Here is a 14,393-nt window from a genome sequence, read left to right on the forward strand (position 1 = left end):
AATATGTTGCAATACGCAATTAGAAGGCTAATCGGTATGATTCCAATTCTTTTCCTTATCTCAGTAGTGGTATTTTCCCTGGCGAAGTTAATGCCAGGGGATGCCCTATCTGGAAAAATAGACCCGCTTAATTCAGATCCTGCTTATATTGCCGAAATGCGTGATCAATTAGGGTTAGATGATCCAATTCATATACAATATTTGAGATGGATTGGCGGAGTTCTGCAAGGAGATTTTGGAGATTCATTCCAGCATAAGCAGCCGGTTATGGAACTTATTGGAGAGAGATTGCCAAATACAATTATTCTCGGCATTACAGCATTAATTATTACCTATGTTCTAGCATTTTTTATGGGAAGATATTCTGGAAGAATGCCATATACAGTTGGAGACTATTTAATATCTGGCTTAAATTATTTAATGCTTGCTATTCCAAGCTTTGTAGCAGCATTGGTAGCTATTTATATTTTTGCCATCCATTTAGGCTGGGTACCAGCAAGCGGCAGTGTCGGCTCAGGTGTGGAACCGGGCAGTCTTGAGTATATCCTGAGCAAAGCTAAGCATACAATTTTGCCTGCTATTGTATTAGGAGCGATGTCAACTGCATCGTATACACAGTTTTTAAGAAATGATATGATTGAAAGCTCTCGTAAAGATTATGTTCGTACTGCAAGAGCAAAGGGTACGAAAGAATCAGCGATTTACAATAAGCATATATTGCGAAATTCTATTATCCCGATTATCACACTATTAGGATTCGATATAGCAAATATAATTGGTGGCGCTGTTATAGTAGAGTCAATATTTACATATCCTGGTATCGGGAATTTGTTCTATGAATCAGTAAACAACAGGGATTATTCGGTTATGATGGCTATTTCCCTGCTGTTGACAGTTATGTCTCTAGTGGGAAATCTGATTGCGGATTTATTATATGGGCTAGTCGATCCACGGATTCGTTTAAGTTAGGAGGGAATGAGATTGGAACCATCATTATCGAAGCAGACTAGAGTGACACCGAATTTGAATAAACCTGTTAAAAGCCAATCTCCATGGGCGATTGCCCGCAGGAAATTCCTTGCAAATAAGTTGGCCCTAATAAGTTTATTATTTTTGTTGTTAATTACGATATTATCCGTTTTGGCAGAACCACTTACGATGTCAGTTGAAGAAAACAATCGAATAGATTTTTCGCAAATAAGCAAAACACCATCTTCAGAGCATTTTTTTGGTACTGATAAGTCTGGAAGAGATATTTTCGCTAGAACACTGCTTGGTGGACAGACTTCCTTGCTACTAGCATTCTCCATTACTGCCTCGGTTGTAATAATTGGCACAGTGATTGGAGCAATTGCTGGGTATTTTGGAGGATGGGTAGACAACCTACTCATGAGGTTCACCGACTTTGTCATGAACTTTCCATTCCTGATTTTTGTTATTGTTCTTGCTGCTATTTTTCCAGGTAGCAGTATTGGCACACTGATATTTGTCATAAGTATTCTCAGCTGGACAGGTATTGCCAGACTGGTCAGGAGTAAGATAATGGCCGAGAAGGAAAATGAATACGTCTTAAGCTCCATATCAATAGGATGTTCGCCAGCTAAAGTTATTTTTAAACATTTGTTGCCAAATGTCGTATCTACTATTATTGTACAGGCAACTTTAACACTAGCGACGATGATTGTCGTGGAAACTAGTTTAAGTTTTCTTGGTTTTGGAGTGCCGTTGACTACGCCGACATGGGGCAATATGATGCAAGAAGCAAGAAGTCCCGATGTACTAATGAATAAGTGGTGGATATGGATTCCCCCAGCAGCAATACTAACATTGACTATCCTATCCATTAACTTCATAGGCGAAGGCCTAAAAGATGCCTTCAACCCAAAATCCAAACGTTAATGATTAACAGGTTTACTGTACAATTATAAAAGGCTATAGATATAAAGGTAATAAGTCTTTCTTACATAGAAAGGCTTTTTTGCTTTTTAAATCTATGGAGAGTTTGTACATATATAAGAGAAATGTATCATAATAATAAACATACTATGAATGGGCGAGTGCAAAGATTACATGCTTTCTAGAAAAGAAACTTATAAGAACAATGACAAAACAGGAATAAATTTACTGCTCGATGCCCATACTGATTGACAAACAGTTGTTGAAGCGAGGGATAATAATATGCAATATCTTCATGATGTTTGGGTTAATTGGTTTGAAGGAGAAGAAAACGGTTATAATGTTTGCCATTTCCACGAATGGAGAAAAGAAGATGGGGTGGAGCTGCTTGATCAGGTGCCGCTCGTAAAGATTGATTCGGTGTTGTTTAACTACATAGAAAATGATTTAGCAGAGCTTCCGAGGCAGTTGCTTGAAGAAATTTACCAAAAAGCTTATCTTCGAAAAAACCATGAAAGAATCCAATTGGATTATTGCTTTGTTGTTTCAGATGGAATAGGGATTTTGGTTGTTGATACACTTGGTTATTCCATTCCGATTAGAAAAAGCAGGATGATACCTAGGCAGGAACAGCTGGCATATGAGTTACTTGAAAGCCAAGAGACTATAAACTACAACTTTCAAACAGACAACGAAGAAAATAAGGAGTTTCATATCCTGTCGCCTGAGCCGCAAATGATGTACGGGCTGACTAGAAAAGAGCGTCAGCTTAAGCAATTGTTGTTCATGGCACTCGATCAGCTGCATTCCTCTGAAAATGTTGCAGAAGTGAGATATTGGTATACAGAATGGAGCCCAGAGAAGTATTTTGATATTCAAAGCCTTGAATTTGAGGATGCTTGGAGTGAGCTGTTTGACTGCACGAAATTTGGCTGGTCGCCAAAGCATGAGACGTTTTGTGAAAACATCATAAAAGGACAGCCCTTTTTTGAGAAGCTTTGGGAATTAGAACATGGACCAAAGGTAAATTAAATAACTGCTTTCTTCTATTATAAGACATAAAAACAGGCTGATAGCTATCTATCAGCCTGTTTTTATTATCTGCGCTTGCGGCCTAAGCCCATAGCGTTTTCCATTTTTTTAACCATTTTGTTTGCTGCTTTATTCGCTTTTTCCGCACCTAAATCTAAAATCTCGTCAAGCTCAGGGGAGTTCATTAATTCATTGTATTTCTCTTGAATTGGACGAAGTGTATCAACAACTACTTCTGCAAGATCTGCTTTAAAGTCGCCGTAGCCTTGTCCTTCATACATTTCCTCCAAGCTTGCAATTGATTTCCCTGAAAGAATAGAGTAAATAGACAACAGGTTGGAAACTCCCGGTTTATTTTCAATATCAAACTTCACGATGCCTTCTGAATCTGTAACAGCACTCTTGATCTTTTTGACAATGGCTGACGGTTCATCTAATAGAGTGATTGTTGCCTTTTTATTAGGATCAGATTTGCTCATTTTTTTCGTCGGTTCTTGCAGTGACATGATTCTTGCGCCGACTTTAGGGATACGAACTTCTGGTATTGTCAGAATGTCGTTATATTTCTTGTTGAATCTTTCAGCAAGATCTCGTGTCAGCTCTAAATGCTGCTTTTGGTCTTCGCCGACTGGAACTAAATCTGTGCTGTACAGCAGAATGTCTGTTGCCATCAATGGCGGGTATGTGAGAAGTGCTGCAGAGACACCTTCTTTGCCAGCTGATTTATCTTTAAATTGCGTCATGCGCTCTAATTCCCCTATATAGGAAATACATTGCATCATCCAAGCACCTTGAGCATGGGCAGGCACTTCTGATTGGATGAATAATGTAGCCTTTTCAGGGTTAATACCGACAGCAAGATACAATGCAGCTAGGCTGCGGATATTGTTTCTTAATACAAGGCGGTCTTGCGGAACTGTGATCGCATGCTGATCAACAATGCAGAAATAGCAGTTATAATCATCCTGTAGCTCCACAAACTGACTTAGTGCGCCAATATAATTTCCTAAAGTAATTGTTCCGCTCGGCTGGATGCCGGAAAAGATTGTTTTCATTTGTTTTTCCTCCATTTGCTGTTTGTACTATATAAAGGTTGGACATAGAAACGTCTTTTTAAGCCTGCAAGGAATTTTTTGCACAAAAAAAGACCACACGTCCCTATACGAACATAGGGACGAATGGTCCGCGGTGCCACCCTAATTGCTTAAAACAAGCCACTTTATCCTTGGTAACGAAAGGAAGTCGCTGAAATGTAATATGCAAGAAGTAGCAGTTCTATTTCAGTGCTCAAAAGTCCATTCCTTATAACTGGCTGTTTGTTTTCACCAGACACAAACTCTCTTTTAAACCATTATATAAGTACTACTCTTTATCAAAGCATAAATGTATTAACTATATATGTATAAATTAAACTAAAAACAAGGAAAAATCAAGGGAAGGCAAGGGATATTTTACGCTTAGAGGCCTAATTGATTCAATGAAGATAAAGAAGGGATAACTTTATCAGGAAAATGTTAGGAAATTTTAATTTTCTAGCTACAAAGTATATCAGAATATTATTCACAGAAAAATCTATAAATTAAATTAATTTAGATTATTCTTAATTCTACAAAATTCTACAAATTTCTTGCAATCTAATAGGTCGATATATATAATTGGTTTTACGAGTGGAAATTAAAAGTGATATTTCAGACTATTTGAAACAATTGGATACTAAAGTTTATTTCCTAATTCATTATTATACTAGCCTAATTGTTTAGTAGTGACGAAGGTTACATAAAGGATTGTTTACTATTGCTGAATAGCGAATAAGTGGGCTTGAATTTACAGACTATTTAGGAAATATAAGTTTATGTATTCTTGCGTTTTATATGGGAAAGATAATTTTTGGAAACTCCACTTGTGGACAAAATATATAAGGGGGTAAAACAATGAAAAAGAGAATGCTTGTACTTCTATCATTAGTACTTGCACTTAGTGCATTCCTTGCAGCTTGTGGCAACGGCGACAGCGGTAGCTCAGAAGAGGCAAAACAAGATTTGCGTCTTAATATCAGATCAGAGCCATTCTCACTAAACCCTGGTTTAGCGAATGATTCTACATCAAGCAACGTATTGCTTCAAACTTTTGAAGGTTTAACTCGTATTGATAAAGACGGTGAGCCTGAGGAAGCAATGGCTGAAGACATTCAAGTTTCAGACGACCAATTAACTTATACTTTCAAAATTAAAGAAGATGCTAACTGGTCAAACGGTGATCCTGTAACTGCTGAAGACTTTGTGTATGCTTGGAAATGGGCTCTTGACCCAGCTAACCAATCACAATATGCTTACCAGCTTTACTATGTAAAAGGTGCTGAAGAAGCTAACACTGGTAAAGGTAAGCTAGATGATGTTGGAGTTAAAGCAATCGACGAGAAAACGCTTGAAGTTACTTTAAACAACCCAACTCCATACTTCACTCAATTAACTGCTTTTTACACTTACTTCCCTGTAAACAGCACAATTGCTAAAGAAAATCCAGACTGGTATAAAGATGCTGGAGATGATTATGTATCAAACGGACCATTCAAAATGACTGAATGGAACCACAGCGAATCCATTAAGCTAGAGAAAAACGAAACTTATTGGGATGCTGACACAGTTAAGCTAGCAACAGTTGAATATTCTATGATCGATGATGCTGGAACTTCTCGCAGCATGTACGAAAACGATGAGTTAGACTGGAATGGTCTTCCATTCGATACTGTTTCAACAGATGCTATTAAAGCACTTAAAGACAGCGGCGAGTTGAAAACTCAAGCAACTGCTGGTACTTACTGGTACAAATTCAATACGGAAGTTGAACCTTTGAACAACGTTCATATCCGTAAAGCATTGACATATGCAATTGATCGTCAATCAATTGTAGACCAAATTACACAAGGTGGACAAATTCCAGCAATGGCAGCTGTTCCTCCAACAATGTTCCCTGAGAACGAAGAAGGCTACTTCAAAGACAATGATATCGAAGCTGCAAAAGCAGAACTTCAAAAAGGTCTTGATGAGCTAGGCTTGAAAGATGCTTCAGAACTTCCAACTATCACTTTATCTTACAACACAGATGAAGCACATGCGAAAATTGCTCAAGCAATTCAAGATATGTGGAAAAATAACCTTGGAATTGATGTAACATTAGGAAACGAAGAGTGGGCTGTTTACATTGATAAACTTCACTCTGGCGATTACCAAATCGGACGTATGGGCTGGTTAGGTGACTTCAATGATGCAATCAACTTCCTTGAGCTATACCGCGATAAAGAGGGCGGTAACAACGATACAAACTGGGAAAATGCAGAATTTAAACAATTGTTGATCGATTCTCAAAAGGAAACTGATGCAGCAAAACGTCAACAAATGCTTAAAGATGCTGAAGCAATTCTAATGGACGAGCTTCCAATCGCACCGATTTACTTCTATACAAATGTTTGGGTACAAAAAGACAACCTGAAAGATGTAGTAATTTCTGGTCTTGGTGATGCTCAATTGAAATGGGCTTATTTCGAATAATATAAGTCAAAAGTAAAAAGGTATATGAAGCTTTTGCTTCATATACCTTCCTTTCTAATTAGAGGTGATTAGAAAATATTGGAGGTTTAAATCATGATAAAGTACTTGACAAGACGTCTGCTGTTTATGTTACTTTCTTTACTGCTTATTGTAACAGCAACGTTTTTCTTCATGAGGTTGGCACCAGGTAACCCTTTTACATCAGAGAAACAGCTGCCACCGGCAATTGAAGCTAACTTAAACGAACATTATGGACTAAACGACCCTTGGTATGTCCAATATGGGGAGTATTTACTTCGCATTGTACAATGGGATTTCGGCCCATCATTCAAATATAAGAGCCAAACAGTTAATGACTTAATCAATGAAGGATTCCCTGTTTCCTTAGTTCTGGGAATGGAAGCAATCTTTATTGCATTAGCAGTTGGTGTATTACTTGGTATTATTGCTGCATTGAAGCATAACAAATGGCAGGATTATACAGCAATGATTATAGCAGTACTCGGAATATCTGTTCCTTCCTTTATTATGGCCGCATTTTTACAATATGTATTTGCGATGAAATTAGGCTGGTTCCCGGTTGCAAGATGGGGAACATTCTCACAAAGCGTCTTGCCTGCCATCGCATTAGCAGCAGGGCCAACGGCGTTCATTGCCCGACTTACAAGATCATCTATGCTTGAAGTGTTGAGCAATGATTATATTAAAACGGCAAAAGCAAAAGGCTTGAGCCAAACTACTATTACAGTAAAACACGCTATCCGTAACGCTATTCTTCCAGTAGTATCCTATATGGGACCACTATCTGCAGGGATTGTAACAGGAAGCTTTGTCATTGAGAAAATATTCGGCATACCAGGTCTTGGATCACATTTCGTCAAGAGCATCGGTAACCGTGATTATACAGTAATTATGGGTGTAACAGTTTTCTATAGTATTATCCTATTAGTATCTGTTCTTCTTGTCGACATATTATATGGACTAATCGATCCACGCATTAAATTAGCTGGCGGGAAGAAAGGAGAATAAGCATGCAGCAAATTTCAAAAGATAAATTCAAAGTTGTCGGTAACAGCAGCGCTGAAGCAGAAACGATTTCCAGACCGAGTCTGTCCTTCTGGAAAGACGTTTTTATGCGTTTCAGAAAGAACAAGCTTGCTATGTTCGGCCTTGTGCTGTTAATTATTTTAATTGTTATGGCGTTTTTGGGACCTTTTCTTACACAATATGATTATCGTGAAAACGACTTAATGAAAGCAAACCAGCCTCCAAGTGCAGAGCATTACTTCGGTACAGATGATCTTGGACGTGATATGTTCGCTCGTATTTGGTATGGTGCGAAAATCTCTCTATTCATCGGGATTGCAGCTGCTATCATTGACTTAGTAATTGGTGTAATCTGGGGGGGAATCTCTGGGTATAAAGGCGGCCGTGTCGATGAAGTAATGATGAGGATTGCAGACGTACTTTACGGAATTCCTTACTTGCTTCTAGTTATCTTATTAATGGTAGTTTTAGGTCAAGGATTAGGAACAATGATCCTGGCAATGAGTATTACCGGTTGGATTAACATGGCACGTATTACACGTGGACAAGTGCTTTCATTGAAAAACCAAGAGTATATTTTGGCTTCAAGAACTTTAGGTGCAGGCTTAACAAGAATCATGGGCAAACACTTGATTCCAAATGCAATGGGACCTATTCTTGTAACATTAACTTTGACTATCCCAAATGCTATCTTTACAGAAGCATTCTTGAGCTATTTAGGATTAGGTTTAACACCTCCTTTAGCAAGTTGGGGAACAATGGCTAATGATGGTATCGCAGCGATGAGCTACTACCCATGGCGTGTATTCTTCCCAGCATTGTTTATCTGTTTAACAATCTTTGCATTTAATGTAATCGGCGACGGCATACGTGATGCACTAGATCCAAGACTACGTAAGTAAGGAGTGAGCAAAATGGAAAAATTGTTAGAAGTAAAAGATTTAAAAGTCTCATTCCATACGTATGGAGGAGAAGTTCAAGCAGTACGCGGTGTTTCTTTTGATTTATATAAAGGAGAAACATTGGCTATCGTCGGTGAATCAGGATCAGGAAAAAGTGTAACATCCCAAACATTGATGAAGCTGATTCCAATGCCACCTGGTCAAATTAAAGGCGGACAAATCCTGTTTAAGGGTCAAGATATTGTTCCAAAAACAGAAAAAGAAATGCAAGCTATCCGCGGTAAGGATATCAGCATGATCTTCCAAGATCCAATGACATCATTGAACCCAACGATGAGAATCGGAACACAAATCATGGAAGTAATTATTAAGCATCAGGATATTTCGAAGGAAAAGGCAAAAGAAAGAGCAATTGAATTGCTGAAGCTTGTTGGAATTCCAATGCCAGAAAAAAGGGTTAATCAATACCCTCATGAATTTTCAGGCGGTATGAGACAGCGTGCAATGATTGCTATCGCTCTTGCTGCAAGACCATCCTTGCTTATTGCCGATGAGCCTACAACTGCATTGGATGTTACAATTCAGGCACAAATCCTTGATTTAATGAAGGAATTGCAAAACAAAATGGATACAAGCATCATCTTTATCACTCATGATCTCGGTGTTGTTGCGAATGTTGCAGATCGTGTTGCTGTTATGTATGCTGGTGAAATCGTTGAAATGGGCACAGTAGATGAAATATTCTATGATCCAAGACACCCATATACTTGGGGATTGCTTGCGTCTATGCCTAGCTTGGATAATGATGGAGAAACGGAGCTTGCTGCCATTCCAGGAACACCACCTGATTTGACAAACCCTCCTGTAGGTGACGCGTTTGCACCGAGAAATCCGAATGCCCTTGCAATCGATTATGAGCAAGAGCCGCCAATGTATCAGGTTTCAGAAACGCATTTCGTGAAATCTTGGCTGCTGCATCCAGATGCTCCAGCTGTTGAACCGCCTGCATCTGTGAAGGAGAAAATCCGTCCTTTATCCACTAACTTTGATAAACCTGTACTAGTGAAGGGGGATTTGTGAAATGGCTGAGAAATTACTTGAAATAAAAGACTTAAAGCAGCATTTCAATGTCGGCAGACCAAATTTGGTAAAAGCCGTAGATGGTGTATCCTTTGATATCTACAGAGGAGAAACATTAGGTTTAGTTGGTGAATCCGGCTGTGGTAAAAGTACGACAGGCCGATCAATTATTCGCCTTTATGAAGCAACAAGTGGACAAGTTCTATTTAATGGAGAAAATGTTCACGGAAAAAAATCAACTGCAGATTTGAAGAAATTCAATCGTAAAATGCAAATGATTTTCCAAGATCCATATGCATCCTTGAACCCTCGTATGACGGTAGCTGATATTATCGCAGAGGGCATTGATATCCATGGATTAGCGAAAACCAAAAAAGAACGCATGGAAAAGGTATATGAGCTGCTGAATACAGTTGGGTTAAACAAAGAGCATGCCAACCGCTATCCGCATGAGTTTTCCGGCGGACAAAGACAGCGTATCGGAATTGCCCGCGCACTTGCTGTAGATCCAGATTTCATCATTGCCGATGAGCCGATCTCTGCACTTGACGTATCAATCCAAGCTCAGGTTGTAAACTTGATGAAAAAGCTGCAAAAAGAAAAAGGCTTAACATACTTGTTTATTGCCCATGACCTTTCAATGGTTAAATATATTAGTGACCGTATTGGCGTTATGTATTTTGGGAAGCTGGTAGAGTTAGCTCCTGCTGATGAGCTGTACAACAATCCTATCCACCCATATACAAAGAGCTTGCTGTCTGCTATTCCGCTTCCAGACCCTGAGACAGAGCGCACTCGTACAAGAACAGCGTATGATCCTGCTGTACATCAGTATAAAGAGGGCGAAGAGCTTAAAATGCGCGAAGTAAAACCAGGACATTTCGTATATTGTTCGGAGGCAGAGTATAATCAATATAAACTGCAATTCAAAAGTTAATTCATAACGATCTCTCGATTTGAGATCGTTATTTTTTTTGCTTTTTTTTCAGTTAATGGAGAATGGCAAGAACATTTGACCATGAATTAATAGAAACAGGCACATAATAAAAGAAAGATTGTGGAGGTGTCGTATGAAATACATTACTTTTTACTTATCTTTTGCATTATGTGCTTTATTGTTAATACCTAACACAACAGGAGCTGAAAAGCCTGATTTGTTATCAGACCAACAAACGGAGAAGCTTCTAAAGGGTTTTCCTGAAGAAGTTTCTGAAAGGAAGAAAACAAGTCTGACATTTCCTTATCCTGACGCAGTCAGAGGCATTTATGTTAGCGGCAGTGCGGCAGGAAACAGCAATCGGTTTAATCAGCTAATTCAGTTTGTGAATCAAACAGATTTGAACGCGATGGTTATTGATTTTAAGGAGGACAGCGGAAAGCTCGTTTATAAGCCAACAAAAGCTTCATCGTTAGCAAACGCAGGTTCTAATAAAGTGAAAAGTATCCCCGCCATGCTAAAAAAATTGGAGAAAGCAGGCATCTATCCAATTGCAAGAATTGTTGTTTTCAAGGACAGTCATCTGGCACAGCAAAAACCAGAGTGGACATTCAGAAATGGCGAAAAGGTTTGGAAAAATGAGCGTAATGAAGCCTTTATTAACCCTTTTGTGAAGGATGTTTGGGACTATAATGTAGCAGCAGCAATAGAGGCAGCACAGCTAGGATTTCAAGAAGTTCAGTTCGATTATGTCCGTTTTCCTGAAGGTTTTGAAAAAAAAGGCGCTAATTTAAGTTATTCTAAAGGTGATTATGGGAAACTGAATATAAGTGAAGGGCAAAGAAGGGTAAAAGCAGTATCTGACTTTGTTAAATATGCGAAGGAAAAGCTTAAGCCGTATCATGTAAAAGTTTCTGTGGATATATTCGGCTATGCGGCAACACTGGAAGAAGCTCCTGGCATTGGTCAGAACTTCACAGAAATCAGCAAAAATGTTGATGTTATTTCAAGCATGATTTATCCAAGTCATTGGGGTCCTTATTTTGGAATAAAAAAGCCTGACCTTGAACCATACCGCCTTGTAGAAGCGTACATGAAAGTAGAGAAGCAAAAGCTGACAACTTTGCGCAATCCACCAATTTCCCGGCCATGGATTCAAGACTTCACTGCTGTTTATTTAGGAAAGGGAAATTATCAGCCTTACGGAAAAAAGCAAGTCGAAGCTCAAATTGACGCTTTATACGCAAATGGAGTGAAAGAGTTCCTTCTCTGGAACGCAGGCTGTAAGTATACAAGCAACGTGAATTACAAACCGGCGGAATCAAAGAAAAGATAGGAGTTTTTCAATATGCATTGGTATGAGAAATTAAATGAGTATTTTCCGATAGAAGAGATGAAATCACAAGAACATATGGAAGCCTTATTAGCAGATTTTCCAGAAATTTATCATAAGGATGAAGGGAAACACCATGTATTGATGTATGTGGAAGTGGAGGATTTTATTTTCATTGATTATCTGTTTGTTTCTGGAGAGTCGAGAGGACAAGGTTTAGGGCATAAACTGTTAGAAAAACTTAAAGAAAAGGGCAAACCGATTATTTTGGAAGTAGAACCAGTTAACTATAAAGATTCAGATACAAAAAAACGCTTGAAGTTTTACAAAAGAGAAGGCTTCCAGCACGCCAAGACAATTGGCTACAGAAGAAGATCTTTAGCAACAAAAGAAGTTAATGTAATGGAAATACTGTACTGGTCACCAACTAATGAATCTGAAGAACTGGTGTATGATGCACTAGTAAGAACATACGAAAAAATCCATACGTATCGTGACAGTGATTTTTATGGACAGTCATACGATCCGGTTGAACAAGCAGTCCAATTTGATGAGGATAAAGAGAAGCGAGATATATTTGACGAAATTTGACTATAATTGAAAACAGATGGAAAGCGTATGTATGTTTCTATCTTATTTTCAATAACTGATTCTTAATTGAGAATGAATAAAAGAGGTTTATGTAATGGGACAAACGGGTATTTACACTAAGAACAGGAAAAATAAAAGAAAAACAAATGCGCCTAAAAAAAATGAAACCTTTTTACATCTCAATCGTCTATAATAGTAAGCAATTTAAATAGCCTGAAATTCTCAAAAATTTACTGGGAAATAAGGAAAAAGGGCGGGTGATCATTGGCGTAAACACTGAAATGGGCTGCATATTAAAAGAAAAAGCAACTCTAAATAAACCTAAACAAATGATATTTAAAAAAACTATACCAAATTACTTATAATTGGTGTATAATAATTAATATAAATTACTTGATTAAATTAATTACAATTTAAGAATATAACATACTCAAGTATTTATTTGAATTAACTAGTGGTCTAAATACATGTCTAAATAAAGGGAGTGTGAATTTGTAAAATGGTAACATTATACACTTCACCAAGTTGTACATCCTGCAGAAAAGCAAAAGCATGGTTAGAGGAACATGAGATTGCTTATAAAGAAAGAAACATCTTTTCAGAGCCGTTATCCATTGAGGAAATCAAAGAGATTCTTCGTATGACTGAAGACGGTACAGATGAGATTATCTCTACAAGAAGCAAAACATTCCAGAAGCTGAATGTTAATCTTGAAACAATGCCTTTACAAAACTTGTTTGAGTTAATTAAGGATAACCCAGGATTACTGCGCCGTCCGATTATACTGGACGAAAAAAGGCTTCAGGTTGGTTATAATGAAGATGAAATACGCCGCTTCCTACCAAGGAAAGTTAGAACATTCCAATTGCGTGAAGCACAGCGTCTAGTGAACTAAATTGATTATTAAATAATAATATATAGGTCTGGCTAGAAAGCTGCTCTGCAATAATTGTGGAACAGTATAGTCAGACCTTTTTTTCTATAGTAGGAAAAGTCCAAGCTCCTTAAAAGGAATTTGGTTTGAAATTAAATTCCTGAGGTAATAATACTAAATATAGCTTGAAGTGAATACGCTTATAAAAAGAATCTCCTTACTTAGGCAAAAACCGTTTAAATAACCGTGAATATAGGCATACATTGGTTTTTGCTGATTTCAGGATATTTTAATTCCATTTAAAGCGGTTTTGTCATAAAATATAAAGTACAAGGTACAATAGCAGTTGACCTTCTATTTTAAAAAATGAAACATGGGATAAAACGAATATCTGTATGGGGGTTTAGTCCCTTCCATTATAGCTTGAAGGGAGTGTTGCAAAATGGAAATTGAACGTATTAATGATCATACAGTTAAGTTTTATATTTCGTATATTGATATAGAAGAACGCGGTTTTAAGCGGGAGGAAATATGGTATAACCGAGAAAGAAGCGAAGAGCTTTTTTGGGAGATGATGGACGAAGTTCATCAAGAGGAAGATTTTATTTTGGATGGGCCGTTATGGATTCAAGTTCAAGCATTGGATAAAGGACTTGAAATACTTGTGACAAGAGCACAGCTGTCAAAAGACGGTCAGAAATTCGAAATCTCCATTCCGGAAGACAAGCTGAAGGATCTGCCATTGGATGACCGCTTTGAAGATTTAATGGATCAGCACTTCACAGTCAAGGATGGAGACGATGACTTTGGGGAAAACCTTGAATTCCTTATTGCTTTTAAGGAATTTGAAGACTTAATTTCCCTCAGCAAACTTCATGGACTGGAAGGAATCGATACAAAACTTTACACATACAAGAACGAATACTTTTTGTATGTACAGTTTCTTGATGAAGAAACGGATGAAGAAGAAGTCGACAATGCGTTGAGCATCCTACTTGAGTATGGACAAGAAACGCAGACAACCATACATGTTGTTGAAGAATACGGCAAAGCAATCATAGAAGACGAAGTATTTATGGAGCTAAGAAAATACTTTCATTAAATAAATAAAGAGCCTGTTTAATGGTAAGGCAAGAAATTCACATTATAAAGT

General features: G+C 37.9%; 13 protein-coding genes and 1 other annotated feature. Of the genes, 12 read left to right on the plus strand and 1 reads right to left on the minus strand.

Going from position 1 to position 14,393, the window contains the following annotated elements; genetic code table 11:
- The first annotated feature begins 3 nt into the window (after positions 1–3).
- From opp4B to M3600_RS08175, 3 genes are all read left to right on the plus strand, one after another.
- A complete protein-coding gene (gene opp4B, locus M3600_RS08165) occupies positions 4–969 on the plus strand; it encodes an oligopeptide ABC transporter permease (protein ID WP_251645325.1) in 966 nt (321 codons plus the stop codon).
- A gap of 12 nt (positions 970–981) precedes the next feature.
- Positions 982–1,899, plus strand: a complete 918-nt coding sequence (opp4C, locus tag M3600_RS08170; protein WP_396953790.1) for an oligopeptide ABC transporter permease — start codon at positions 982–984, stop codon at positions 1,897–1,899.
- Positions 1,900–2,178: 279 nt separating this feature from the next.
- Positions 2,179–2,928, plus strand: a complete 750-nt coding sequence (locus M3600_RS08175; protein WP_233316716.1) for a YjbA family protein — start codon at positions 2,179–2,181, stop codon at positions 2,926–2,928.
- 65 nt (positions 2,929–2,993) lie between these two features.
- Here M3600_RS08175 and trpS read toward each other — a convergent pair whose 3' ends face one another.
- Positions 2,994–3,983: a tryptophan--tRNA ligase gene (trpS, locus tag M3600_RS08180; protein WP_251645327.1), complete on the minus strand. Its 990-nt coding sequence runs from the start codon at positions 3,981–3,983 to the stop codon at positions 2,994–2,996.
- Between the two features lie 112 nt (positions 3,984–4,095).
- Positions 4,096–4,313: a binding site (T-box leader), on the minus strand.
- Between the two features lie 546 nt (positions 4,314–4,859).
- Between trpS and M3600_RS08185 the strand changes: the two genes are divergently transcribed.
- The 9 genes from M3600_RS08185 (at position 4,860) to mecA (ending at position 14,342) form a co-directional block, all read left to right on the plus strand.
- Entirely contained in the window at positions 4,860–6,476 is a 1,617-nt protein-coding gene (locus M3600_RS08185) for a peptide ABC transporter substrate-binding protein (RefSeq protein WP_233316718.1), read from the plus strand.
- Positions 6,477–6,569: 93 nt separating this feature from the next.
- Complete coding sequence (locus M3600_RS08190; RefSeq protein WP_233316719.1) at positions 6,570–7,505, plus strand: ABC transporter permease; 936 nt, start codon at positions 6,570–6,572, stop codon at positions 7,503–7,505.
- Between the two features lie 2 nt (positions 7,506–7,507).
- A complete protein-coding gene (locus tag M3600_RS08195) occupies positions 7,508–8,425 on the plus strand; it encodes an ABC transporter permease (protein ID WP_233316720.1) in 918 nt (305 codons plus the stop codon).
- A gap of 12 nt (positions 8,426–8,437) precedes the next feature.
- Positions 8,438–9,505 (plus strand): ABC transporter ATP-binding protein, encoded by a 1,068-nt coding sequence (locus tag M3600_RS08200; protein WP_245399841.1) that lies wholly within the window; start codon positions 8,438–8,440, stop codon positions 9,503–9,505.
- A gap of 1 nt (position 9,506) precedes the next feature.
- The gene (locus M3600_RS08205) at positions 9,507–10,442 is read left to right on the plus strand and encodes an ABC transporter ATP-binding protein (protein WP_233316722.1); all 936 of its coding nucleotides are present in this window, start codon (positions 9,507–9,509) and stop codon (positions 10,440–10,442) included.
- Positions 10,443–10,575: 133 nt separating this feature from the next.
- Positions 10,576–11,778 (plus strand): putative glycoside hydrolase, encoded by a 1,203-nt coding sequence (locus M3600_RS08210; RefSeq protein ID WP_251645328.1) that lies wholly within the window; start codon positions 10,576–10,578, stop codon positions 11,776–11,778.
- 12 nt (positions 11,779–11,790) lie between these two features.
- On the plus strand, positions 11,791–12,366 hold the full coding sequence (locus M3600_RS08215; RefSeq protein ID WP_233316724.1) for a GNAT family N-acetyltransferase: 576 nt from the start codon (positions 11,791–11,793) through the stop codon (positions 12,364–12,366).
- Between the two features lie 499 nt (positions 12,367–12,865).
- Positions 12,866–13,261 (plus strand): transcriptional regulator SpxA, encoded by a 396-nt coding sequence (gene spxA / locus M3600_RS08220; protein WP_233316725.1) that lies wholly within the window; start codon positions 12,866–12,868, stop codon positions 13,259–13,261.
- Positions 13,262–13,682: 421 nt separating this feature from the next.
- Positions 13,683–14,342, plus strand: a complete 660-nt coding sequence (gene mecA / locus M3600_RS08225; RefSeq protein ID WP_233316726.1) for an adaptor protein MecA — start codon at positions 13,683–13,685, stop codon at positions 14,340–14,342.
- Positions 14,343–14,393: the final 51 nt, after the last annotated feature.

This window comes from Niallia sp. MER 6, assembly GCF_023714395.1.
Taxonomy (GTDB): Bacteria; Bacillota; Bacilli; order Bacillales; family Cytobacillaceae; genus Niallia.